The sequence below is a fragment of the Vibrio sp. Isolate32 genome (assembly GCF_022397955.1).
Taxonomy (GTDB): domain Bacteria; phylum Pseudomonadota; class Gammaproteobacteria; order Enterobacterales; family Vibrionaceae; genus Vibrio.
The window spans coordinates 34,475-60,842 of the sequence record NZ_JAKEUQ010000002.1; the positions used below are offsets into that span (position 1 = coordinate 34,475).

Genomic DNA, 26,368 nt, shown 5'->3' on the forward strand with positions numbered 1-26,368 from the left:
ATCACTTGAACTCATTCCTAAACTCCTAATTTCCAACCAAGAGTACGCATCACATCAGAGAATACGCCTGCTGCTGTTACTTCAGTACCGGCACCGTAGCCGCGAAGAACAAGTGGGATTGGCTGGTAGTAACGGCTATAGAATGCTAGCGCGTTCTCGCCATCTTTAATCTTGAACATTGGGTCGTCGCCATCAACCGCTGCGATACGAACCTTACACTTACCTTCCGCGATCTCACCGACATAACGAAGTACTTTGCCTTTTTCTGCTGCGATAGCTGATTGCTCTTGGAAGTAAGCATCCGCTTCAGGCAAGCGAGCCATGAACTCTTCAACCGTACCTGAGTCATCAAAACCTGGTGGTAGAGCTTGGTCAACTTCCACGTCTTCAAGCTCAAGCGCCATGCCAGCTTCACGAGCAAGAATAAGTAGCTTACGCGCCACATCCATACCAGATAGGTCATCACGTGGGTCAGGTTCTGTGAAGCCGTTGTCTTTAGCGATGTTAGTTGCTTGGCTTAGCGTCATGCCTTCATCAAGCTTACCGAAGATGTAAGAAAGAGAACCAGACAGAATACCGTTGAATTTCTCAAGTTCATCACCTGCAGAGATTAGGTTCTGTAGGTTTTCGATTACTGGCAGACCTGCGCCTACGGTTGTCTCGTACATCAACTTGCGACGTGAGTTACGTGCGACTTCACGTAGCTGATGGTAGTAAGCCATGCTTGCTGTGTTTGCTTTCTTGTTTGGTGTTACTACGTGGAAGCCCGCTGCTAGGAAATCAGCATACTGCGCTGCAATATCTTCGCTAGACGTACAGTCAACCAATACTGGGTTGATGATGTGGTTACGTTGCACAAGAGCCGCTAGGCGAGCTAGGCTGAACTCTTCAGTCGCGCTCGACATGCGATCACGCCACTGTTCTAGTGGTAGGCCTTCACTGTCTAGCAATAAGCCTTTACTGTTTGCTAAACCACATACGCGGATCACGATGCCTTTTTCAGCCAGTTTGCCCTGCTGACGTTGGATCTGGTCAACAAGTTCACCACCAACACCGCCAACACCAACAACGAATACATCAAGGAAGTGCTTAGAATTAAATAGGTTCTCGTGGCACGCTTTGATTGCTTCTGAAATTTTATCTTCAGGGATAACCGCAGAGATAGCACGCTCAGATGAGCCTTGTGCAATCGCCACAATGTTAACGTTGACTTCAGCTAAAGAAGAGAAGAACTGAGAAGCAACGCCACGTGAAGTACGCATGCCATCGCCCACCAGCGTCACGATAGCAACGTCGTCCATGAACTCAACTGGCTCTAATAGGCCATCTTTCAGTTCAAGTTCAAATGCTTCTGATAGCACTTGCTTAGCTTTTAACTTGTCAGTCGATTCGATACAGAAGCTGATACTGTATTCAGAAGACGATTGAGTAATAAGAACAATAGACACGCCAGCTGACGACATTGCACCGAATACACGGCTCGCCATACCAACCATACCTTTCATGCCTGGGCCAGATACGTTAACCATAGTTAGGTCACTTAGCGTCGTAATACCTTTGATCGCTAGGTTATCTTCACCAGTGTCTTGACCAATAAGTGTGCCCGCACCCTGAGGGTTAAAGCTGTTTTTGATCAGGCAAGGAATGTGGAATTGTGCGATAGGAGCGATGGTTTTCGGGTGTAGAACCGAAGCACCAAAGTAAGAAAGCTCCATTGCTTCTTGGTAGCTAAGTGACTTAAGCAGACGTGCATCATCGACTAAGCGTGGGTCACAGTTGTAAACGCCGTCTACATCTGTCCAGATTTCACAGCAATCAGCACGTAGACATGCAGCTAGCACTGCTGCTGAGTAGTCAGAGCCATTACGGCCAAGAGTGACCAATTCACCTTTATCATTACCCGCGGTGAAGCCCGGCATGATGTTAACGTGACCTATTGGAAGTGGAGATTGACGGAAGTTCTGAGTCGACACATCCACATCAACCATAGCTTCAAGGTGATCACCTTTAGCGTATAGGTATTGAACTGGGTCAATAAGGCTTGCTGGTTGGCCTTTTGCTTCAAGTACCGCTTTCATTAACTGGATAGAGATTCGCTCACCTTTACTGATGATGCGAGCATTGACGTGATTCGGGCACATACCAAGTAGGTTGATGCCGTTAACGAACTGCTTTAGCTGAGCAAGAGAGGTATCAACCTGCTCTTGAAACGCAGTACCATCAATCGAAGGTACAACCGCTTTAATCTCTGCAAACAGCGCAGTAAATGAAGATTCGATCTCTGTGATTTGTGCGTCAGCTTCACCATTTTTCAGTGCAGCTTCAATAACAGCGACCAACTTATTGGTTGTTTTTCCTGGAGCCGATAGTACAACGGCTAGCTCTTCTTGCTGGGCATTATTAGCGATGATATCAGCCGCTCGTAAAAAACGATCTGCATCAGCTAATGATGAACCTCCAAACTTTAAAACGCGCATCCCTTTCTCCATAAGTCATAAAAATGGTACAAAAAAAGGCCTGTATCTTGTTGGATACAGGCCTTTTTTTTAAAATCCGTTACTTAGCAGCCTGCCCCAACAATGTTAATGTCGGTAATAATAATGGTTGTGGTCATTACTAGGTGGCTTGCGTGCTGCATATCAAATTCTCTGCTTGTGCTTTACTCTACGTGTATCAATTTTTACTACTAGACGTCAATGAAAAGTTGCGTTTTTTTTACATTCACACCGTTTTTCAGAGCAAACCGTCATTTAAGGGATAAAACACCCTGTATGCACCTGTAATTCAGATCGTGGATTTATCCTATAAACACTCAAGAGTGACTAATTGCATATGTCGTCATAACAAAATGCTATATCGATTGTTCAGCAAGCATACAAGAACTGTGCTTTAATTGAATGATAACGTTCAAAGAACAATAATAATGACATCAGGAGTGGGAAGTGAAGAGATTACTTATTCTTTTAGCCTTTTCTATGCCTGTTGTGTGTTCAGCGAACAGCTTACCCCTGTTAAGCAACCTACCTCTATTACCCGGTCAAATCGATCGCTCTTCTCATAAGTTCTTTATCTCAACTCAAAATGTGTCGAGCGATAGTTTCGATACTTGGAAAGTCGACAGTGGTTACGCCTATAGCTTGTTCGATGATGTTGACCTTTATGTCGGTACACGTATAAACAGTGCGTCTTTGAAAAGTGAAAGTGGATTCTTGAGCGGTGTCAGCTATCAGTTCTCCGAAAGAATCTCTTTCAACAGTTCTCTTCATACCTATAAAGATGAAACCGAAGAGAATGAAAAGTCGGTAGCAATGGAAGTTTCAAGCCGAGTTCAACTGACGGATAACTTGGATCTGCATGCCACCCTTAATTATGAAGAGTGGCAGCAAGGTGTTGAAGTGCGATTAGGGTTTCGCTTCTAACTCAATAAGCTAATTACCCATTAACAACTGCGAATCAAATCGCCGTTATGATTCGAGCAGCAGAACCGACGAAATTAACACGCCATTCCAATCTGCATAAATGTAATCACCAGGCTGAATCAGTTGGTTATGCACTGTCAGTGTCACATTCACTTGGCCTACGCCACGCTTCTCGGTTTTGAATGGTGATGCACCAAGCGCCTGAACGCCCAAGTCCATTTGCGACATCATGCCAACATCCCGCACAGCACCATTAACGATCAAGCCCTCCCAACCATTTTCTATTGCAAGAATAGCAAGTTGGTCACCAAGCAGTGCTTTCTGGCACGAGCCATTTCCGTCAACAACCAGCACTTTGCCGCTGCCGTCGGTCTCTAAAACCTCGCGAACCTTTGAATTATCGTGATAACAACGAACTGTTACAATTTTTCCCCAGAAAGCACCACGTTGGCCGAAGTTCTGTAATGGAAGGTTAAGTAAGGTGACTTTGCTTTCAAACTCATCACACAAGTCGGGTGTTATATCGTGCATATATCCTCCGTGAGTAAGGCGCTACCTGTTAAGTCAGGCTTACCTCTATGCTTTTATATGTTATTAAAATTAATCCTTTGTTTTCATTGTTCTATGCTCAATTTGACCATTAATTAAAGTTGATTGAGCATATTTATCTACTAGACTCTAAGGACAGCGTTCCGCTCCCTTGGTTCATAATCAGGTCTTTAGCATGCGAGATGTGAGAACTATCTCGAATAACCGTTCTGGTTTTGATGCGAAATAATCACCATAACACTGGTTAAGTTGTAGCCATACTATTAAAGTTTGTTGCAATACGGCAATTGATGTAAATCAACAAAGTGAATGGAATTAACATTCTCGCGTTGTTAGCATGCTGTTAACATTATAGAATCCGTTGCAATCACTAAAAGAATGATTGAAAGGCGTACTGGATCTACGTTATTGGGCAATACTTCAAGGAAGGCAGATAGCTGGAAGTAAGTGTTTTTTTGAAAACTTTAAGTTATCATCAAAAATACATTACCTGTATGTTATGTTTTTGCCTAGAATTTATTCTATTAGCACAGTTTCGTCACAAATTTAGGTACCGCCAAATGCAAACCCCGCAGATTCTTATCGTTGAAGATGAGCAAGTAACTCGTAACACTCTAAAGAGTATTTTTGAAGCAGAGGGATATGCTGTTTTTGAGGCTAGCGACGGTGAAGAGATGCACCAAGTGCTATCTGACAACCAAGTTAACCTTGTAATTATGGACATCAACCTTCCAGGTAAGAATGGCCTACTACTTGCGCGTGAACTACGCGAGCAAGCAAATGTAGCGCTTATGTTCTTAACTGGTCGTGATAATGAAGTTGATAAGATCCTAGGCCTAGAGATCGGCGCTGATGATTACATCACTAAGCCTTTCAACCCTCGTGAACTGACTATCCGTGCACGCAACCTTCTTAACCGTTCAATGAGCACAAGCTCTGTTCAAGAAGAGAAGCGCAGCGTTGAGAAGTACGAGTTCAACGGTTGGGTACTAGATATTAACAGTCGTTCTCTGGTTAGCCCAGACGGCGAAGGCTACAAGCTACCTCGTTCAGAGTTCCGTGCTCTACTTCACTTCTGTGAGAACCCAGGTAAGATCCAAACACGTGCAGACCTTCTTAAGAAGATGACAGGCCGTGAGCTTAAGCCACACGATCGTACTGTAGACGTAACAATCCGTCGTATTCGTAAGCACTTTGAATCTGTTTCTGGTACACCAGAAATCATCGCAACGATTCACGGTGAGGGCTACCGCTTCTGTGGTGACCTTGAAGACTAATTAGATTGGCGTTTCTAATCGTTTAACACTGAATGTTTTATTACAGTAGAAGCGCAATTGATAGTTATTAAAAAGGGAGAATGCCAACGCATCCTCCCTTTTTTGTTGTTCTGGATTGAATAAGGTTTAGTAAACCGTATCGACCTTAACGTCTTTCTCCACCAGCCACTTCACCGTTTCACCGTCTTTCAGTTCAACCGCAACATCAACAGGCTTTTCACTGTCGATCTCTAGCTGCCACAAAAACGCAACTTCCCACTGAGTCTCGCTGTGCGTTCTTAGATCAAGATCGTCAGCTGTTACTAACAAGGCATCTGCACCTTGCTTAACGGTCACACTCTCCACCGCCAGTGTTGCAGGCAGTTGTGAATCTGACTCTAAGTAAATAGCGCCATGCAGAGTCTTGTCTTGAGTCTCTCCGATCGTTGGCATCTTGTTGTGCCAAAGGTTGCTTTTCATTGTGACTGTCGCTGCAGATACTTCAACTTGGTTGTCCTGCTGCCACTCAACTTGTGGTGCAGCACAGCCCGCTAATGCCACTACGCATACGGCGCATGCTAATTTTTTCATTATTCTTCTACCTTTGGTTTAACCAACTCTTTAAGACTTCAATGTCATTCTGGTATTCGTTATTAATCTCATCGACCCAATCTGAAATGTTTTCCCACCAAGCTGGTAGGTCTGGAGATTGAGCTTTCTGAGCCACTTGTTGGATGCGCTTCAAACCAATTGAACCAGCAGCACCTTTAATCTTGTGCGCTTCAGAGACGATACTGGCTTGGTCTTTCGCTACCATGTTGGAGTTCAATATTTCCATATACTCCGGCATCATATCTTCAAACATTACGATGCTATCTAAAACCGGCTTCGGTCCAACAATGTCAACATAAGACTCTAGCATATCAATATCAAGCAAACTGGTATCAATAGAAGAAATCGTCGGCTTATTCTCGTCAATCTTTTCGGTTACTTCGGCTTCTTCGGCAACCTCTGGTGCATCCTCGATAAGTTCGCTGATTACATCTTGAATCGCTTTAATGGATAGCGGTTTGCTGATCGCCTCATCCATACCTTTCTGGAAGTACTCTTGCTTATTGCTAAGTACATTCGCAGTCAATGCCACTAATGGCGGTAGTTTGCTGTATTTCTCACGGTAGTACTGAGCAATGTCGAAGCCTGTCATATCTGGTAACTGGATATCCAATAATACCAAGTCATAGTCTTCTGGGTTGAAGGCAATTTGCGCCTCTTTGCCTGTCATAACCACAGTCACTTCATGACCTAAGCTTTCCAATAGCGAGCGCGCAACCGTGATATTGAGTTCGATATCTTCAACCATGAAGATCTTAAGATTCGACTGTTTTCGAGGTGTCTTAATCAAGGCTTGAGTATCATGATTAACCGGCACACGAATCGAAACCGTAAAGGTACTACCAAAGCCCTCTTCACTGGTCACTTCAATGTCGCCATCCATCATGTTGATCAACTGTTTAGAAACAGCAAGGCCGATACCGGTACCCACAGCATGCAAGTTATCGGAACCCGATTTCACCTGATAGTACATCGCGAAAATCTTCTCGAGTTCGCTTTCAGGAATACCAATACCTGTGTCTTCGACTTCCATGGTGATGTTGGCAAAGTCACCATCAATATCGGCGCTGACTGTCATCACCACGCCACCATCTTTAGTGAACTTCATCGCGTTGCTGACTAAGTTCCATAGCACCTGTCTTAGACGAGTGCCATCAACTTCAACAGCGACTGGAAGATCGGACAATCGTTCTAAATCGAATCTCAATCCTTTCTGTTCTGCCATCAGTGCCGAGATACTTTCGATCTCCACAACAAAGTCTTCAAAGTTAATTGGGGTTGGGAATAGCTCAAGCTTGCGACGGTCAAACTTATCCATATCGATAATATCGTTGAAGATATTACCCAGTGTTACAGCGCTCACTTTGATGGTTTGCATCTGCTTACGCTGCTCAGAGGTCAATTGACTATCGAGCAACATACGGCTTAAACCAATAATTCCATTAAGCGGCGTTCTTAACTCGTGGCTAATAGTAGAGATAAAGGTAGTCTTATCGCGACTCGCTTTCTCGATAGACTCTTGGTGCTCTTTACGCTCGGTAATATCACGACCAAAGCCCACCAAACCAAGGTGGCGACCATCTTTGCTGTAAAAAGGTACCTTACGTAGTTCGAAGTAGCTCTTACGTCCATCTGGGTATTCGAGCCATTGGTCGTAGGTCAGAGCCTGGTTATCCGAAAAGACTTTCTTATCGGTTTCAACAACTTGCTGAGCGATTTCTTTACTGTAGACATCCCACGGCGTCAAACCCACCAAGTCTTTTTCAGTCTTGCCAGTAAGCTCTTCCACCGCTCGGTTACAACCAGAAAACACACCATCTTCATTACGGTAATAAATAAGGTCAGGAGAGGCATCGATAAACGAGCGTAGCAGCGCTGTTCGCTCTGCAAGTTCAAGCTGAGTTCTCTCTCGCTGAAACACCTCATTTTCGAGGTCATGCATCGCCTCAGCACGGGCTTCTTCGGCCTTTTCACGCTCTTCAATTTCTTGATTGAGCTTCTCAATATTGAGCTGCAGTTTGTTATTCAACTCTTGGTCACGCTCTCGCATATCACCAAGCTTAGAGACTAACTTAGCTAAACGCTGACGAGACTCTTCAAGCTGATCAACCACTACAGAAAGGAAATAAACCGCCCAAGGTGTAATCACTAAACCAAAGAAAACAGAACGGACAATATCGATATCATCAACATTGCCCTTAAGTGCGAGCGTAATGCCGACTTGTACAACAACGGCGAGGGCAACAAGCGCTAAGGCGAGTAAGATAGAAAAGCGGACAATCCCCAGTTTTACGAGTAGATCCACGTAATACTGGGCGAGATTTTTCATGGGTTTCATTTAGCGCTCCATGCGATAAGACTAGCAACATTCTACCCTGTTTGAAGATAGGAGGTAAGCTAGCTACATCACATGCAGCAAGAGAGCTGGGTTATATTGTTTGAAACAGATAACCCAAGTAAATAATGGCTTAATCAGTAATAGATTGGCTTAGCGGATCGACGATGGGTGCACACTAGAACGATTTCGGCCATCAGACTTAGCTTGATAAAGCGCACTATCAGCTAACGCTACCGCAGACTCCATCTCATCATTAGGGGTAGGCACGTAAGAGATAATACCAATACTGACGGTAATGAACTCAGAAACAGTCGACTTTTCATGAATCAGCCCAAGCTTGAGCACTTCATCATGAATACGTTGTGCAACCATTAATGCCCCATCGGCAGTCGTGTTTGGCAGAATAAAGCCGAACTCTTCACCGCCATAGCGAGCCACACAATCAGACGAACGATTCAGTACCTGCTTAAAGGCTTGCGAAACCTGAATCAAAGCATCATCACCTTGCTGGTGACCATAGAAGTCGTTGTAGCCTTTAAAGAAGTCGATGTCACAAAGCATGATAGTCAACGGCAACTTCTCTCGCACATGGTAATGCCACAGTGTCGACAGCTGTTCATCAAAGCGACGTCGGTTAGAAACCTGAGTCAAACTATCCATAAAGCTGAGACGTTCAAGCTCTAAGTTCGCCTCTTCGAGTTTCTGCTCTGCAAGGTAACGCTCGGTGATATCACGAGCCATGATCAACACACCATTGGTACTAGATGCAGGATCTCTAAATGGCGACTTCACCACGTCATACCAAGTGTAATCACCATCACTAGACATAACTTTGTCGATATAGCGTAGTGATTTGCCTTGATGAAGAACCTGATGGTCGGTTTCAGAGATCCGCACATACATACTCTTTGGCACGACATCTTGTAGTCGCTTGCCAATCAAATCACTGACTTCAGAGATCCCGAGCGCAGTAACAAAAGGTTTATTACACGCTTGATAAACCATGTTTTCATTAAAGATACCGATCGAATCTGGGCTGGCTTCTAAGATGTTTTGTAAGATGGTGTCACGCTGAGCGAGGGCTACTTCAGTATCTTTACGTTTTTCCATTTCACCACGCAGTTGCTGCTGCATGTCATGCCAATCGGTCACATCATGACTAATAGAAAGTGTCCCAATATTTTCCCCATCTTGAGAAAGTAAGACGCTTTGGTACGTTTCGAGTAGGCAGCTTTTACCATCTTGGTCAGTTGTCCATGAACGCTCACTAACGCGCCCTTTCAGTGCACCACCAGAAACACTCAATGTGCCCTCTTCCGGACGGCCATGCCAAAACTTTTTAAACGAGCGATTACTCGCGAGCAATTCACCCTTTTGATCTTTTACGTAGATTAGCTCAGATAAAGAGTCCAAAGCTGTTCGTGCAACGTTCAGTTCACGTAGTTCTTGGGACAATTCTTCATTAGTGTTCTTATAGGGTGATGCGTGAATCATCCACGAATTTTTGTTTCTAAAGCGGATCTTACGCCCCACAAGATTGATCTTGAAAGATTCAAACTCAGACAGCACCCATAATGAGTTCTGCTCAAATGATCGAGAGTTGATGTGGTTGGTAAGATAGTGGCGAAAGCTGTTCTCGCTCTCCACTGTTGGGAAACGAAAGTGAATACCAATCTGACGGATACCAAGCAGCTGCATCGCTTGGCGGTTGGCATACAAGATCTCACCGGTTCGTACATCAACGAAAAAGAGAGGGGATGGCGTAGAAAGTAGCAACTGTTCAATGTGCGACTGATAACGAGCATAAAGATGCCAGCAGATCAGGGCAAACAGCAGTATGAGAACGATATAAATACCGTAGCCATACGCTCTATCCCACAACCAAGTCATTACCAGTTCCATCAACTCTCAATCTATATCATAAAATCTGTGAGGGAAATGTTACCACTATTTGTTGGTTTTATCTGCTGTTACCTACTCTCACTCATTTTTATCAATTCGTTGCGTTTAAAACAGGTAATATGTACTCGAATGCAGAGCCTGTTTTCATGCCTTGAGCACCAGTTCTATCCAATGATCGACCTATCTCTGTCATCGCCAGCCAACGGTTCTCACACCACAACGGAGAGAGTAACGTAGGACGTCTTGTCGCAGATGAGACGCGATGGTAAACCACGTTCGCAGGGGTGCGTTGGATGATATCAGTAGCAATGTCGACATACTCTTCAAGGCTTGGAGCTTCTAGCTTGCCGGCTTTCCATGCTTTGGCCATGGTACTTCCCTCTACTATATGAAGGCCATGAAGCTTGATGCCATCGGTACCGACTGCTAATACCTGCTCTAACGTTTCAAGGTTATCGGCTTTGGTCTCTTTTGGTAGTCCAACAATCAGGTGAGTACACACCTTAATTCCGAGAGCGCGTGCACGCTGGGTGATAGTTTCATACACCGCAAAATCATGGCCGCGATTGATGCGCTCAAGAGTATCGTTATTAGCAGTTTGTAAGCCGAGCTCTAGCCAGATCTCGTACCCCTTCTCGACGTAACCAGCCAATAATTCCAAAACTGAATCAGGTACACAGTCAGGTCTTGTACCAACACACAGCCCAACGATGTCGGCACCCGGTGCTTTTAGCGCTTCTTCATACATATTCTTGAGTACTTGCACCTCAGCATAAGTGCTGGTGTAAGCCTGAAAATAAGCCAGATACTTCTTAGCACGCGCAATTTCACCCGCACGATCTTTTAATTGGTCGGCAATACTTTGGATTTGAGTTTGCTCATCGGCAAATGACGCCACGTTGCAAAAAGTGCAGCCTCCGCGACCAATGGTTCCATCTCGATTTGGACAGCTAAAACCACCATGCAGCGTTAGCTTGTGAACCTTTTCGCCATAACGACGTTGAAGATCTTGGCCGATAGTATTGACCAACTCATGTAATTGCATATTTTCAAAGCGCTCAAGTAAATAAGAATGAATATCAGTCTTTTTTTGAAAAAAAATTACATCCCTGCAAAATTCGACCAATTAGTTTACTCAAGGATTTTTGCGAGCAACCTATCAAATATCAATAAACATGCAAAAAAGTCGCTCTATTTGCCTAATGTTGCACGTTTGTTAGACATTAAATTCAAAATAAAACGAAAAAATGGTCTACATGGTTCAACTTTCATTGCAATTCGCCTAGACAAAATTGTAGGATACTTACACATATTGGCTATTTTTGAGTATTTACTTACAACTAAAACTTGCTAATAAGTCGGTGATATCCATATCCCACCTACATAAACCACTAGTTTGTGGTTAAAAATAAACAGATATCACTAAGGATTGTTTTTCTCGCAATACTTTTCCTGCGAGATACGGAAAGGATTCAAACCGCCAGCATAGGCAGGTTTAGACCCATAAATATAAAAGGACAAGGCTGACTTTATACAAATAAGTTGCGCCTAGATTTAACTGGAAGGATGTATCTATGGTAGATCAAGAGCAGAACTCACAGGGTCTGTATACTCCTGAACTGGAGCATGACGCTTGTGGTATCGGTTTTGTTGCGCATCTAAAGAATCGCAAATCTCATGATGTAGTAACTCAAGCACTCGATATGCTTGCACGTATGGAACACCGTGGCGGCCAAGGCTGCGATCCGTGCTCTGGTGATGGTGCAGGTATCCTGCTACAGAAACCCCACGAATTCTTACTAGAAGAAGCCGTAAAGCTTGGAATTAAACTGCCATCTTTTGAAAAATATGGTGTTGGTGTTGTACTTTTCCCTAAAGATGAACACAAACGTGCACAGTGTCGTGACATTCTAGAACGCAATGCACAACGCCTGGAGTTAGAAGTGATCGGCTACCGTGAACTTCCTACTGACAATTCAATGATTGGTGCTGACCCACTAAGCACTGAACCTCAATTTGAACACGTATTTATCTCTGGCGGCCCAGGTATTACTCCAGAAGAGCTTGAGCGCAAACTGTACGTTCTACGTAACTACACCGTTCGCGTGTGCCTAGAAAGCGTTTCAAATATCGGTGATGACTTCTACATCAACTCTATGTCTTACAAGACATTGGTGTACAAAGGTCAGCTAACAACAGAACAAGTTCCTCAGTACTTCCTAGACCTACAAAACCCAACTATGGTGACGGCTCTAGCACTAGTACACTCTCGCTTCTCTACCAATACATTCCCACGTTGGCGTCTAGCTCAGCCTTTCCGTTACATCGCTCATAACGGCGAAATCAATACGGTTCGCGGCAACCTAAACTGGATGAAAGCGCGTGAAGCGATCCTAGAATCGGATCTATTCACACAAGCTGAAATCGACATGCTCCTGCCTATCTGTCAGGAAGGTAGCTCTGATTCATCCAACTTCGATATGGCATTGGAGCTTCTAGTTCTGTCCGGTCGTACTCTGCCACATGCACTGATGATGATGATCCCAGAAGCATGGCAAGAAAACAAAAACATGGACCCAACTCGTCGCGCGTTCTACCAGTACCACGCGAACGTAATGGAACCATGGGATGGCCCAGCTTCGGTATGTTTCACTGACGGTGTTCAAGTAGGTGCCACTCTTGACCGTAACGGTCTGCGCCCTTCTCGCTACACAGTGACCAAAGACGATTTCCTAGTGATGGCGTCTGAATCAGGTGTTGTTGAAATCGCACCAGAAAACGTTGAATACCGTGGTCGTCTGCAACCAGGTCGTATCTTCGTTGCTGACCTTGAGCAAGGCCGCATCATTTCTGATGAAGAAGTGAAAGATGGCATCGCGAAATCTCAACCTTACGAGAAATGGGTTGAAGAGAATCTTCTGAGCCTGAAAAAGCTACCAGACGCGAGCAACGAGTTTAGCCAACCTTCTCCAGAGAAACTTCTCCACAAACAACAATCGTTTGGTGTGAGCTCTGAAGAGGTGAACGAAATCATTCTACCTCTTGCGAAAACCGGCTATGAGCCACTTTCTGCAATGGGTGCTGACTGGCCGCTAGCGATTCTTTCTCACCAATCGCAGCACCTTTCAAACTACTTCAAGCAGCTGTTTGCACAGGTAACTAACCCACCGATCGACCCGATCCGTGAGCGTATGGTTATGTCTCTGAACACTTACCTAGGTAAAGATCAGAACCTACTTTCAGAAACACCTCAACATTGTCAAAAGGTAGAGCTTGAGTCTCCAGTACTGTCTAACTCTGAGTTAGAAAAGCTGCGTGCTATCGATAACGAGCACCTTCAAGCGAAGACGCTGGATATCGTATTCCAAGCAAATGGAGACCAAGGTAAGTTAGAGCGTGCACTAAAACGTATTTGCCAATACGCAGAAGATGCCGTGATTGATGGTTACTCTATCATCCTACTGACAGACCGTGCGGTTAACTCTAACCATGCTGCTATTCCAGCAATGCTGGCTGTTGGCGCAGTTCACCACCACCTAATCCGTAAAGGCCTACGTGCTAAGTGTGACATCGTTGTTGAAACGGGCGACGCTCGTGAGACACACCACTTTGCAACGCTAATCGGTTACGGTGCGAACGCAGTTAACCCATACCTAGTGATTGAAACAATTGTTGAACTGCAACGTACGAAGAAACTAGATCCAAACGTACATCCACGTGAGTTATTCGATAACTACCGTAAAGGTGTTAACGGCGGTCTACTTAAAATCTTCTCTAAGATGGGGATTTCTACGCTGCAGTCTTACCACGGTGCACAAATCTTTGAAGCACTTGGTGTTAGCAAATCAGTGGTTGAAAAATACTTCACAGGTACGGTTTCTCGTATCCAAGGTCTAACGATCGACGATATCGCGCGAGAAGTACTGGTTCGTCACCGTGTTGGTTACCCAGCTCGTGAAATCCCAGCTCAGATCCTTGATGTTGGCGGTGTTTACCAGTGGAAACAACGTGGTGAGAAACACCTATTCAACCCTGAAACGATTTCTCTACTTCAAGAGTCGACGCGTAACAAAGATTACGGTCAGTTCAAGAAGTACGCAAAAGCAGTCGATGACCAAGGCGACAACGCAGCAACGCTGCGCAGCCAGCTGGATTTCATCAAAAACCCTGCAGGCTCTATTCCTCTAGCAGAAGTAGAACCAATCGAGAACATCCTTAAGCGTTTCGCTACTGGCGCAATGAGCTTTGGTTCAATCTCGCACGAGGCTCACTCAACACTCGCTGTTGCAATGAACCGTATTGGCGCGAAATCAAACTCAGGTGAAGGTGGTGAAGATCCTGTACGTTTCGAACGTAAAGAAAACGGCGACTGGGAACGTTCAGCAATCAAACAGGTGGCTTCTGGTCGCTTTGGTGTAACGTCTTACTACCTATCTAATGCTGATGAGCTACAAATTAAGATGGCTCAAGGTGCTAAACCGGGCGAAGGTGGTCAACTACCTGGTGATAAGGTTGATGACTGGATCGGCGCAACGCGTCACTCGACTCCGGGCGTAGGTCTTATCTCGCCACCACCACACCACGATATCTATTCCATCGAAGATTTGGCTCAGCTGATCTACGATCTGAAAAACGCGAACCGTAACGGCCGTGTCAACGTGAAGCTGGTATCGGAAGCTGGCGTAGGTACGATTGCATCTGGTGTAGCGAAAGCGAAAGCTGACGTGGTACTTATCGCAGGTTTTGATGGTGGTACGGGTGCATCTCCGATGTCTTCTATCCGTCACACAGGTCTGCCTTGGGAACTGGGTCTAGCGGAAACGCACCAAACACTACTGAAAAACGGCCTACGTAACCGTATCGTTGTTCAGTCTGATGGTCAGATGAAAACACCACGTGACCTTGCAGTAGCAACGTTACTTGGCGCTGAAGAATGGGGCGTAGCAACAGCAGCTCTAGTGGTTGAAGGCTGTATCATGATGCGTAAGTGTCACAAGAATACATGTCCTGTTGGTATCGCAACACAGAACAAGACTCTGCGTGAACGTTTCGACGGCCGTGTAGAAGACGTAGTCACTTTCTTCCAATACATGGCTGAAGGTCTGCGTGAAGTAATGGCTGAACTTGGCTTCCGCTCTATCGATGAGATGGTTGGTCAATCGCACAAACTTAAAGTTCGTGATGACATCGGTCACTGGAAGTACAAGAACCTAGACCTAACACCAGTACTGCACATTGAGCAGGCGCGTGAAGAAGATGGTATCTACAACCAGACACAACAAAACCACAACCTAGAAGACGTTCTAGACCGCAAGTTGATTCAAGCGGCAATTCCAGCTCTTGAGAAAGGCGAAGCCGTGAATGCGAGCTTCCCTATCATCAACACGGACCGCTCTGCGGGTACCATGCTGTCGAACGAAATCTCGAAGGTTTACAAGGACCAAGGTTTACCGCAGCCAATGAACGTTAAGTTCCACGGTAGCGCTGGCCAATCTTTCGGTGCGTTCCTTGCGAAAGGCGTTAAGTTCGAAGTAGAAGGCGACGCGAACGATTACTGGGGTAAAGGTCTGTCTGGCGGTACTTTGGTACTGTACCCAGATGCGAAATCTTCTATCGTTGCTGAAGACAACATCGTGGTTGGTAACGTATGTTTCTACGGCGCGACCTCAGGTGAATCTTTCATTCGCGGTATGGCTGGTGAACGTTTCTGTGTTCGTAACTCTGGCGCGAAGGTTGTTGTTGAGGGCGTTGGTGACCACGGTTGTGAATACATGACTGGCGGTGTTGCGATTATCCTTGGCTCAACGGGTCGTAACTTTGCTGCTGGTATGAGTGGCGGTGTCGCTTATGTTTGGGATAAAGCGGGTGACTTCGAAACCAAGCTTAACGCAGAACTTGTAGACCTAGATCCAATTGAACAAGAAGATAAAGATCTTCTACTAGATATGCTAACGAAGCATGTTGAATTCACAGGAAGTGAAGTTGCTCAGTCTTTCCTAGACAACTTTGAAGCAAGTGTTGCATCGCTAGTTAAAGTAATGCCACGCGACTACAAAGCAGTTCTTGAAAAGCGTAAAGCTGAAGCACAACAGGCACAAACGGAAGAAGTGGAGGCAGTATAATGGGTAAGCCTACTGGATTTTTAGAACACGGTCGTGAGCTTCCAAAGAAGCTCGACCCGTCAGTTCGAATTGAAGACAACAAAGAGTTTGTACTTAACGAAGAGTTTGGTGACAAGATCAATACTCAGGCCTCTCGTTGTATGGACTGTGGCGTACCTTTCTGTCACAGCGGTTGTCCGATTGGTAACATCATCCCAGAATTCAATGACGCAGTTTACCGTGACAGCTGGGAAGAGGCTTGGAACATCCTAAGCTCAACCAATAACTTCCCTGAATTTACAGGTCGTGTGTGCCCTTCTCCTTGTGAGAGTGCTTGTGTACTAGGTATCAACCAAGACCCAATCACCATCTGTAATATCGAGAAAACGATTGTAGAAACTGCGTACCGTGAAGGGTACGCAAAACCTAAAACACCTCGTTCTCGCACAGGCAAAACAGTCGCAGTTATCGGTTCAGGTCCTGCTGGCCTAGCCGCTGCTGAGCAACTGAACAGTGCAGGTCACTCAGTGACTGTATTTGAACGTGACGAGAAAGTTGGCGGCCTACTGCGTTTCGGTATCCCAGATTTCAAACTGGGTATGGACGTGATCGATCGTAAGATCAACCTAATGGCTGAAGCGGGCGTTGAGTTTAAAGTGAACCAACACATCGGTGTTGATGTTAACGCTCAGCAACTACGTCAAGAGTTTGATGTAGTCCTGCTAACAGGTGGTTCTACGGTTCCTCGTGACCTACCAATTCCAGGTCGTGAGCTAAAAGGCGTTCATTTTGCCATGGAATTCCTTGGTCAAAACAACCGCCGAGCTAACCACCTAGATCTTAAAACAGAAGAGATTCACGCTAAAGATAAGCACGTTGTGGTTATCGGTGGTGGTGATACTGGCTCTGACTGTGTGGGTACATCAAACCGTCACAAAGCAGCGAGCATTACTCAGGTTGAGATCATGCCGATCCCACCAGAGAAGCGCCCAGCAAACATGCCATGGCCTCAATACCCAATGATAATGAAAACCACCACTTCACACGAAGAAGGTTGTGAACGTCACTGGAACATCTTAACCAAAGAGTTCATCGGTAACGAGCAAGGTCAAGTGACGGGTCTACGTATTGCTGACATCGTTTGGCAAGATGCGAAACCAGGCGAGCGCCCAAGCTTTGATGAAGTGGCGAACACAGAACGTGTTATCCCTTGTGACATGGCATTCCTAGCAATGGGCTTCTTACACCCAGAGCCAACTGGTGTGCTTGCTCAACTAGACATTAGACTGGACGAGCGTGGTAACGTCGCTTCTGAAGGTTTTGCAACGAACCAGAAAGGCGTTTTCGCTGCTGGTGATATGCGTACAGGCCAATCTCTAGTGGTACGTTGTATTAATGAAGGTCGTGAGTGTGCAATTGCCATTGATGACTTCTTAATGGGTAACTCAAACTTAGAAGCGAAAGCTGATTCACTCATGCTTTCCGCATAATATTTCTCGGGCTAACGTCAATAACGTTAGCCTAGAGGAAAAGCAACACCCTTCCTAACTTTTATATTTGGCTAGCACTCGATGCTAGCCTTTTTTCTATATGCTTTCTGGCGCTTCCAAAATCACCCTGTTGTATATGTTAAATCTCATTAACATCCACCTTGTATATCTCATTGATATCCATCGACTATTTTAGATTATTAAGTGGTTAATCGCGTTTGTGCATGATAATTAACCATGAACTTGACCTTAAACACAATTAGCTATACGTTGTAAAGCTGATGAAAATAAAACCAATCGTTTTTGTTAACACAACCAATAACGTTTTAACTGGCTAAAGCAAACTATCAGTTTAAAAAAAACAACAAGTACATGAATAGTTAGTCATTTACTGTCTGGATGACAGAGAAGCAAAAGGGAGAATTGCAATGGCTCTATATGATCCTAGTCTTGAAAAAGACAACTGTGGATTTGGTTTAATAGCGCAAATGGAAGGCCAACCGAGTCATAAGTTGGTACGAACTGCTATTTCAGCCCTCGATCGCATGACACACCGTGGCGGTATTGCTGCGGATGGTAAAACCGGAGATGGCTGTGGCTTATTGCTACAGAAGCCAGACTCTTATCTAAGAATTATTGCAGAAGAGAACAACTTCAAGCTCGGCAAGCAATACGCAGTCGGCATGATTTTCTTCAGCCAAGACCCAATCAAAGCGCAATCTGCGCAAGACATCGTCAATAAAGAGCTCGCTCAAGAGACCTTAACTGTTGCAGGTTGGCGTGTCGTGCCAACCAACACCGATGTATTAGGCCCAATCGCCAACGATTCGGTTCCCAATATTCAGCAAGTCTTTATATCGGCACCCGCAGGCTGGCGTGAACGCGACATCGAACGACGCCTATATATTGCTCGTCGTCGAATTGAAAAGCAGATCACCGAAGACAAAGATTTCTATATTTGTAGCCTTTCAACACAAGTCATGGTTTACAAAGGCTTGTGTATGCCGGCCGATCTTCCGCGATTTTACCTCGATCTTGCTGACTTACGTATGGAATCGGCGATATGTCTGTTCCACCAGCGCTTCTCAACTAACACTCAACCACGTTGGCCATTAGCTCAACCATTCCGCTATTTAGCGCATAATGGTGAGATCAATACTATCGAAGGTAACCGTCAGTGGGCTAAAGCTCGTGCCTATAAATTCTCTTCACCACTGCTACCAGACTTACAAACCGCAGCCCCCTTTGTGAATGAGACAGGCTCAGACTCTTCAAGCCTAGATAACATGCTTGACCTGTTCCTCGCCGGTGGTATGGATGTGTTCCGAGCGATGCGTATGCTTGTGCCGCCCGCTTGGCAAAACCACCCAGACATGGATCCCGATCTGCGTGCTTTCTACGACTTTAACTCCAAGCACATGGAACCGTGGGATGGCCCTGCAGGTATCGTCCTTTCTGATGGTCGTTACGCTGCATGTAACCTAGATAGAAACGGCTTACGCCCAGCGCGTTATGTGATCACTAAAGACAACTTGATCACGCTGGCATCAGAAGTTGGTATTTGGGATTACGCGCCAGATGAAGTCGCAGAAAAAGGTCGCGTGGGACCAGGAGAATTGCTCGTCATAGATACGCGCCGCGGCAAGCTATGGCAATCCAACGAGATCGATAATGATCTAAAAGGGCGTCACCCATATAAAGAGTGGATGGAAAAGAACGTTCATAAGTTAACACCGTTTTCCGAACTGCCCAATGATCAGGTCGGTAAGCGAAGCTTTGACGATGACACACTAAAGACTTATCAAAAACAATTTGCGATGAGTAACGAAGAGTCAGACCAAGTACTGCGTGTTCTTGGTGATATGGGACAGGAAGCGGTCGGCTCGATGGGCGATGATACACCAATGGCTGTACTCTCTTCTAAAGAGCGCTTGGTCACTGATTACTTCCGTCAGAAGTTTGCTCAAGTTACCAACCCACCGATCGATCCTTTGCGTGAAAAGCATGTGATGTCTCTCGCGACCAGTATCGGCCAAGAGATGAACGTGTTCTGCGAGACAGATGGTCACGCCTACCGTGTGACATTCAATTCGCCTGTTCTACTCTACTCTGATATGCAGCAACTACTGCAGTTAAATCAAAAACACTATGGCCACACGATTCTTAGCATGCACTATGATCCTGCTGAGAAAGGTCTCGAACAAGCCATCAATGACTTGTGTGATCGTGCAGTGCAAGAAGTGCGTAACGGTGCGGTTTTGGTTGTACTTTCAGACAAAAACTTAGAGAAAGGCAAACTGCCTGTTCCAGCTGCGATGGCTGTCGGTGCCGTGCAAACCAGACTAGCTGACAACAACCTACGATGTGATGCCAATATCGTGGTTGAGACCGCAACTGCTCGTGACCCACACCAATTCGCGGTGCTGCTTGGCTTCGGTGCGACGGCGGTTTACCCGTACCTTGCTTATGAAGCGTTAGGTAAAATGCTAGATGATGGATCTTTAGATAAAGACTATCGCGCAGCAATGCAAAATTACCAAAACGGCATCAACAAAGGCCTGTATAAGATCATGTCGAAGATGGGCATTTCGACCATTGCCTCTTACCGCTGTTCGCAGCTTTTCGAAGCCGTTGGCCTACATTCCGACGTTGTTGAACTCTGTTTCCGCGGAGTTACGACACGAATCCAAGGCGCAAGCTTTAGCGATTTCCAACAAGATATCTATAACCTGTCTCGTAAAGCGTGGACTAAGCGCAAGCCTATCGAGCACGGTGGTCTACTGAAATATGTCCATGGTGGCGAATACCACGCCTATAACCCAGATGTCGTCGGTACTCTGCAAACCGCCGTGAAAACTGGCGAAACGTCGGATTACCTATCTTTTGCTAAGCAGGTAAATGCTCGCCCTGCGGCAATGTTACGTGACTTAATGAGCCTGAAAAAAGCCGATAAACCACTAACACTTGAGCAAGTAGAGCCGAGTAGTGACCTCTTTAAGCGCTTTGACTCGGCAGCTATGTCGATTGGTGCCCTGAGCCCAGAAGCGCACGAAGCACTGGCAATGGCGATGAACCGCTTGGGTGGTTACTCCAACTCTGGCGAAGGCGGTGAAGACCCACGACGTTTTGGTACCGATCGTAACTCGCGCATCAAACAGATTGCGTCCGGCCGTTTTGGGGTAACACCACATTACCTAACCAATGCGGATGTTCTGCAAATCAAGGTAGCGCAAGGTGCGAAGCCAGGCGAAGGCGGTCAGCTGCCAGGTCATAAGGTGACGGCAGAGATCGCTAAACTGAGATACTCGGTTCAGGGTGTCACTCTGATCTCACCTCCTCCGCACCACGATATCTACTCAATCGAAGATTTGGCTCAGCTGATTTTCGACCTTAAACAGGTGAACCCTAACGCCTTGGTTTCAGTGAAGTTAGTGTCTGAACCGGGTGTCGGCACTATCGCGACAGGTGTGGCGAAAGCTTATGCCGACTTGATTACGATCTCTGGCTACGATGGCGGTACCGCAGCGAGCCCACTGACTTCAGTAAAATACGCAGGTTGTCCTTGGGAGCTTGGACTAGCAGAAACCCAACAAGCACTGGTTGCTAACGGGCTTCGTCATAAGATCCGTCTACAAGTCGACGGTGGTCTGAAAACCGGTCTCGATGTGATTAAAGGCGCGATTTTAGGTGCTGAAAGCTTTGGTTTTGGTACCGCGCCGATGGTTGCAATGGGTTGTAAATTCTTACGAATCTGCCACCTCAATAACTGTGCGACAGGCGTCGCGACTCAAGATGAAACACTACGCCGCGAATACTTCAAAGGGCTACCAGACATGGTGGTGAACTACTTTACAGGCTTAGCCGATGAAGTTCGCCAACACCTTGCTGACCTTGGTGTAGAAAAACTCACTGATCTAATTGGACGCACAGATTTATTGGAGGCAGTTGAAGGCCTGACCGCGAAACAGAGCAAGTTGGATCTTTCATCGATACTGGAAGCACCAGTATCACCAGAGGGTCACCCTCTGTATTGGACCGAACCAAACGCGCCATTTGATAAGGCTCAGCTCAACCAGCAGATCCTGGATGATGCACTCAATGCGATTGAGAAACGACAGTCCACCAGCCTCTGCTACAACGTGATCAATACAGACCGCTCGATAGGTGCACGTATCTCTGGCGAAATTGCTAAGCGATACGGCAACCAAGGCATGGCTAGCTCACCAATCAAATTGTACCTCGACGGTACTGCTGGCCAATCTTTCGCAGTGTGGAATGCCAGCGGTGTTGAGCTGTACCTTACAGGCGATGCTAATGACTATGTTGGCAAAGGCATGGCTGGCGGAAAGGTAGTCATTAAGCCTCACCAAGGCACCGCATTTACTTGTAACGAAGCAACCATCATAGGCAACACCTGTCTGTATGGTGCAACCGGAGGCAAGTTATTTGCTGCAGGTACGGCAGGTGAGCGATTTGGCGTACGTAACTCAGGCACGGTTGCCGTGATTGAGGGTGCGGGGGATAACGCTTGTGAATACATGACGGGCGGTATTGTTGCCATTCTTGGCGCAACTGGCGTCAACTTCGGTGCCGGTATGACCGGCGGCTTCGCTTATGTCATGGATAAGAACGAAGACTTCCAAGGCCGAGTGAACAACGAGTCGGTTGAAGCGCTTTCTCTATCTGACTTATATATCCACCAAGAACATCTGCGTGGCTTAATTGCAGAGCACTTGGAGGAGACTGGCTCAGTCCACGCTGAAGCTATTCTGGCGAACTTTGATGAATGGATTCCGAAGTTCTACCTAGTGAAACCAAAGACGGCGGATCTCAACACCTTGCTCGGCCACCAAAGCCGCAGTTCAGCTGAACTTCGTGTTCAAGCGCAATAATTGGAAGGAGCCAATAATGAGCCAGAATGTATACCAATTTATTGATGTGAATCGTGTAGATCCAGCGAAGAAACCAATCAAGATACGTAAGATTGAGTTTGTAGAGATCTACGAACCTTTCACTAAACAGCAAGCCAAAGCACAAGCAGACCGCTGTTTAGATTGTGGTAACCCTTATTGTGAATGGAAATGCCCAGTCCACAACTACATCCCTCAGTGGCTTAAGCTTGCCAATGAAGGGCGTATTATCGAAGCAGCTGAACTGTCTCACCAGACCAACAGCCTACCAGAAGTATGTGGCCGAGTTTGTCCCCAAGACAGACTGTGTGAGGGCTCTTGTACCCTCAACGATGATTTCGGCGCGGTAACCATAGGTAACATTGAAAAGTACATTACCGATAAAGCCTTTGAAATGGGTTGGAAGCCTGACATGTCTCACGTTGAATGGACCGATAAAAAGGTCGCAATCATCGGTGCGGGCCCAGCTGGTCTTGCGGCGGCTGATATCTTAGTACGTAATGGCGTAAAGGCCGTTGTGTTCGACCGTTACCCAGAAATAGGTGGGCTCCTCACTTTTGGTATTCCGTCGTTCAAACTTGAGAAAGGCATCATGGAGAATCGTCGCCGTATCTTTAGCGACATGGGCGTTGAATTCCGAATGAATACCGAAGTCGGCAAAGACATTCAACTTCAAGAGCTGGTCGATGATTACGACGCTGTTTTCCTTGGTGTAGGCACTTATAAAAACATGCGTGCTGGTCTCGATAATGAAGATGCTCCGGGTGTTTATGATGCGCTGCCATTCTTGATTTCTAATACCTACAAGGTCATGGAGCTGGAAAACCCAACACCATTCATCGACATGCAAGGTAAGAAGGTGGTCGTTCTTGGTGGTGGTGATACCGCAATGGACTGTGTGAGAACCTCGATTCGTCAACATGCAGCTAATGTTGTGTGTGCTTACCGCCGAGATGAAGCCAACATGCCGGGCTCTCGCCGTGAGGTGAAAAATGCGCGTGAAGAGGGTGTGAAGTTCAAGTTCAACCTACAACCTATTGGCTTAGAACTAAACAGCGCTGGTCATGTGGCTGGCGTCAAAGTCGTGAAAACCGCTTTGGGTGAACCAGATGAAGCAGGCCGTCGTCGTCCAGAACCCGTTGCAGGCAGTGAGCATGTCCTTGAAGCCGATGCCGTGATCATGGCATTTGGTTTCCAACCTCACGCGATGGAGTGGCTAGAACCTTTCGGTGTAGAGCTTGATCAATGGGGACGAATCAAGGCACCTGGACAGCAAGAGTTTCAATACCAAACCACGAACAGCAAGATCTTTGCAGGTGGCGATGCGGTTCGAGGATCTGACTTGGTGGTGACTGCTATCGATGAAGGCCGCAAAGCTGCGGAAGGGATATTAGATTACCTAGAAGTGTGATGGGTATAAGGTTTCCTTTATTACTCAGTTCGTTACCATAAAAAAGGGATCCAATTATGGATCCTTTTTTGAATTAGATACGTTTATCACAAGCAAAACAAAAATACGTAGAACAATCGCAAAAGAACCAATATCGAGAACCATAATAACGCCATAGGAAATACTATGAAAAAAGCCGCTCTCCTCTCGCTATCACTTTTAACATTAACCGCTTGCAGCCAAGGAATTACGGACATGAAAGACAGAACTTCATCACCTTGTGGAGACAAACCAAACTGCGTATCAACACAAGATGACCGTGAACAACATGCTTTGGCTGCATACGAGCTATCCGATACAGCAAGCCTTGATGCCATTGAGCAAGTAGCTCTGACTTTGCCGGGCGCGAAAACGGCCAACAAAACAGATAATTACCTACGTCTTGAGTGCACATCACGCATCATGCGCTTTGTCGATGACCTTGAGTTAAAAGTCGATGGAAACAAGCTCATCGTTCGTTCAGAATCCCGCACTGGCTACTCTGACTTTGGTGTGAACCGTAAACGAGCAGAACAACTTCGTGCTAGCTTGCAAAATGAAGGTCTAATCAAATAGACAAAGAATACTGGAGTAAATCCACACTATTCGGATGAGAAGTGCTTCTGGGCAGTCGCTCGACGCTTCTTATCCATGCTACAATTTCGCTCTACTGTTTAAATATTTTTAATTAAGAGACTACACATGAAAATCGGCATCATTGGCGCAATGGAGCAAGAAGTTGCGATCCTAAAATCAGCTATTTCAGACATTACTGAAGTTAATAAAGGCGGTTGTACCTTTTTCTCTGGTCAGCTAAATGGTGTGGACGTTGTTTTGCTTCAATCAGGCATTGGTAAAGTAGCAGCAGCTGTTGGTACTTCTATCCTATTAAGCGAATACCAACCTGACGTCGTTCTAAACACTGGCTCTGCTGGCGGTTTTGATTCAACACTGAACCTAGGCGATGTGGTTATCTCTACAGAAGTACGTCACCACGATGCAGACGTAACAGCTTTCGGTTATGAAATCGGTCAAATGGCAGGTCAACCAGCTGCATTCAAAGCAGACGAGAACCTAATGAAAGTAGCGGAGCAAGCGCTAACTCAAATGGAAGACAAGCACGCGGTTCGTGGCCTGATCTGTACTGGCGACGCGTTTGTTTGCACTGCAGAACGCCAAGAGTTCATCCGTAAGCACTTCCCATCAGTAGTAGCTGTAGAAATGGAAGCTTCTGCAATTGCTCAAGCTTGTCACCAGTTCCAGGTACCATTTGTGGTTGTTCGTGCAATCTCTGATGTCGCAGACAAAGAATCACCAATGAGCTTTGAAGAGTTCCTGCCACTAGCAGCACAAAGCTCTTCTGAAATGGTTATCAAAATGGTTGCCCTACTAAAGTAAGCGACTAAGCATGCAAACACTGTTTGATCAGGTATTTGCAAATGGCGTGCTCCTTGTAATGTGGGGAGCACTGCTTTTTCATTTGATTCTACCTATCCCTCATGCCGCGCACCCCACGACCTTATGGCATAAGTTTGCTGAACTATTAGCAACTAAGGTCAACAACAATCAAAGTGACTCCCAAAGCCTAATCTCTGGCACCTTAGCCTTGGGGGTAATGGTACTTCCAACTCTGATTATTCTCTTGGCTCTGCAACCTCTGGTTTGGCAGACTCAACTGTTCCAACTGGCTTTGTTACTGCTCGCTATTGATTGGCGTAACAATGAAAAGCTAGCGAACCAACTCATCAAAGCACTTAGCCGAGAAGATAAAGCCACCGCTCGCCAGTTGCTGGCTCCAATTGTCAATCGTCAGACTGAATCACTTTCATCACTTGGCCTCGGCAAAGCTGGAGCTGAAACCATCATTATGGGCTACGGTCGCAATGTGGTTTGTGTCCTGTTTTGGTATGCCATCGGAGGCGGAATTGCGGCGTTGATGTATCGCCTGATTGTCGAATTAGCTCGAGCTTGGTCACCAAGCCGCAAGCAGTTCTCTCCTTTCGGTTCAACAGCAATCAAGATTGTCGCTATCCTCGAATTTATACCCATGCGTTTATTTTCCTTAATGATCGTATGCGGTGATAAAGCCTCTCACACATTTAATATGATGCTTGCTCAAAGTCGCTCTTGGCCTCTGCCAGGCCCTGCGTGGTTGATTACAGCTGTGGGTAACAAGCTTGAGCTATCACTCGGTGGCCCGGCTATTTACAACGACACCAAAGCCATTCGCGCAAAATTAGGCGGCAGAATCGCACCATCCGCACTGCACTTATCGCAGGTACAAAAGCTGCTATTTGGACGCATCGCTATCTGGATATTCTTACAAAGCCTATCCCTACTCATTATTCACCAAGGGATTTAA

The 26,368-nt window shown here is 46.0% G+C and carries 15 protein-coding genes, 1 pseudogene and 1 other annotated feature; of the genes and pseudogenes, 10 read left to right on the forward strand and 6 right to left on the reverse strand.

What is annotated here, in order from left to right; genetic code table 11:
* Nucleotides 1–17: 17 nt before the first annotated feature.
* Nucleotides 18–2,477 carry a bifunctional aspartate kinase/homoserine dehydrogenase I gene (thrA, locus tag L1D11_RS01660; protein WP_239831564.1) on the reverse strand — a complete coding sequence of 820 codons (2,460 nt, stop codon included), beginning with the start codon at nucleotides 2,475–2,477 and terminating at the stop codon, nucleotides 18–20.
* 29 nt (nucleotides 2,478–2,506) lie between these two features.
* Nucleotides 2,507–2,625: a sequence feature (Thr leader region), on the reverse strand.
* Between the two features lie 317 nt (nucleotides 2,626–2,942).
* On the opposite strand from thrA, the gene L1D11_RS01665 reads away from it, so the two are divergent.
* Nucleotides 2,943–3,419 (forward strand): ribonuclease regulator, encoded by a 477-nt coding sequence (locus tag L1D11_RS01665; RefSeq protein ID WP_239831565.1) that lies wholly within the window; start codon nucleotides 2,943–2,945, stop codon nucleotides 3,417–3,419.
* A 45-nt stretch (nucleotides 3,420–3,464) separates the two neighbouring features.
* Here the strand turns inward: L1D11_RS01665 and L1D11_RS01670 are convergent, their stop codons facing one another.
* Nucleotides 3,465–3,950 (reverse strand): putative 4-hydroxy-4-methyl-2-oxoglutarate aldolase, encoded by a 486-nt coding sequence (locus tag L1D11_RS01670; protein ID WP_239831566.1) that lies wholly within the window; start codon nucleotides 3,948–3,950, stop codon nucleotides 3,465–3,467.
* Between the two features lie 47 nt (nucleotides 3,951–3,997).
* Between L1D11_RS01670 and L1D11_RS22695 the strand changes: the two are divergent.
* A pseudogene (locus tag L1D11_RS22695) lies at nucleotides 3,998–4,156 on the forward strand (ribonuclease activity regulator protein RraA).
* A gap of 372 nt (nucleotides 4,157–4,528) precedes the next feature.
* Nucleotides 4,529–5,245, forward strand: a complete 717-nt coding sequence (arcA, locus tag L1D11_RS01675; RefSeq protein ID WP_004741534.1) for a two-component system response regulator ArcA — start codon at nucleotides 4,529–4,531, stop codon at nucleotides 5,243–5,245.
* Between the two features lie 126 nt (nucleotides 5,246–5,371).
* On the opposite strand, the gene L1D11_RS01680 is transcribed toward arcA, so the two are convergent.
* From L1D11_RS01680 to L1D11_RS01695, 4 genes are all read right to left on the reverse strand, one after another.
* Nucleotides 5,372–5,815: a hypothetical protein gene (locus tag L1D11_RS01680; protein ID WP_239831567.1), complete on the reverse strand. Its 444-nt coding sequence runs from the start codon at nucleotides 5,813–5,815 to the stop codon at nucleotides 5,372–5,374.
* Nucleotides 5,816–5,822: 7 nt separating this feature from the next.
* On the reverse strand, nucleotides 5,823–8,174 hold the full coding sequence (gene arcB, locus L1D11_RS01685) for an aerobic respiration two-component sensor histidine kinase ArcB (RefSeq protein ID WP_239831568.1): 2,352 nt from the start codon (nucleotides 8,172–8,174) through the stop codon (nucleotides 5,823–5,825).
* Between the two features lie 150 nt (nucleotides 8,175–8,324).
* A complete protein-coding gene (locus L1D11_RS01690; RefSeq protein WP_239831569.1) occupies nucleotides 8,325–10,076 on the reverse strand; it encodes a diguanylate cyclase in 1,752 nt (583 codons plus the stop codon).
* A gap of 91 nt (nucleotides 10,077–10,167) precedes the next feature.
* The gene (locus L1D11_RS01695; RefSeq protein WP_239831570.1) at nucleotides 10,168–11,121 is read right to left on the reverse strand and encodes a TIGR01212 family radical SAM protein; all 954 of its coding nucleotides are present in this window, start codon (nucleotides 11,119–11,121) and stop codon (nucleotides 10,168–10,170) included.
* Between the two features lie 529 nt (nucleotides 11,122–11,650).
* Between L1D11_RS01695 and gltB (L1D11_RS01700) the strand changes: the two genes are divergently transcribed.
* The 7 genes from gltB (L1D11_RS01700) to L1D11_RS01730 all read left to right on the forward strand — a co-directional run bounded on the left by gltB (L1D11_RS01700) (nucleotide 11,651) and on the right by L1D11_RS01730 (nucleotide 26,368).
* Nucleotides 11,651–16,198 carry a glutamate synthase large subunit gene (gene gltB, locus L1D11_RS01700; protein WP_239831571.1) on the forward strand — a complete coding sequence of 1,516 codons (4,548 nt, stop codon included), beginning with the start codon at nucleotides 11,651–11,653 and terminating at the stop codon, nucleotides 16,196–16,198.
* Complete coding sequence (locus L1D11_RS01705) at nucleotides 16,198–17,667, forward strand: glutamate synthase subunit beta (RefSeq protein ID WP_239831572.1); 1,470 nt, start codon at nucleotides 16,198–16,200, stop codon at nucleotides 17,665–17,667. The genes gltB (L1D11_RS01700) and L1D11_RS01705 overlap by 1 nt, the downstream gene beginning before the upstream one ends.
* A gap of 428 nt (nucleotides 17,668–18,095) precedes the next feature.
* Nucleotides 18,096–22,559 carry a glutamate synthase large subunit gene (gene gltB / locus L1D11_RS01710; protein WP_239831573.1) on the forward strand — a complete coding sequence of 1,488 codons (4,464 nt, stop codon included), beginning with the start codon at nucleotides 18,096–18,098 and terminating at the stop codon, nucleotides 22,557–22,559.
* 16 nt (nucleotides 22,560–22,575) lie between these two features.
* Nucleotides 22,576–23,988, forward strand: a complete 1,413-nt coding sequence (locus tag L1D11_RS01715) for an FAD-dependent oxidoreductase (protein WP_239831574.1) — start codon at nucleotides 22,576–22,578, stop codon at nucleotides 23,986–23,988.
* A 165-nt stretch (nucleotides 23,989–24,153) separates the two neighbouring features.
* Nucleotides 24,154–24,582 (forward strand): DUF1499 domain-containing protein, encoded by a 429-nt coding sequence (locus L1D11_RS01720; RefSeq protein WP_239831575.1) that lies wholly within the window; start codon nucleotides 24,154–24,156, stop codon nucleotides 24,580–24,582.
* Between the two features lie 126 nt (nucleotides 24,583–24,708).
* Nucleotides 24,709–25,404, forward strand: a complete 696-nt coding sequence (gene mtnN, locus L1D11_RS01725) for a 5'-methylthioadenosine/S-adenosylhomocysteine nucleosidase (protein WP_239831576.1) — start codon at nucleotides 24,709–24,711, stop codon at nucleotides 25,402–25,404.
* A gap of 10 nt (nucleotides 25,405–25,414) precedes the next feature.
* Nucleotides 25,415–26,368 carry a cobalamin biosynthesis family protein gene (locus tag L1D11_RS01730; protein WP_239831577.1) on the forward strand — a complete coding sequence of 318 codons (954 nt, stop codon included), beginning with the start codon at nucleotides 25,415–25,417 and terminating at the stop codon, nucleotides 26,366–26,368.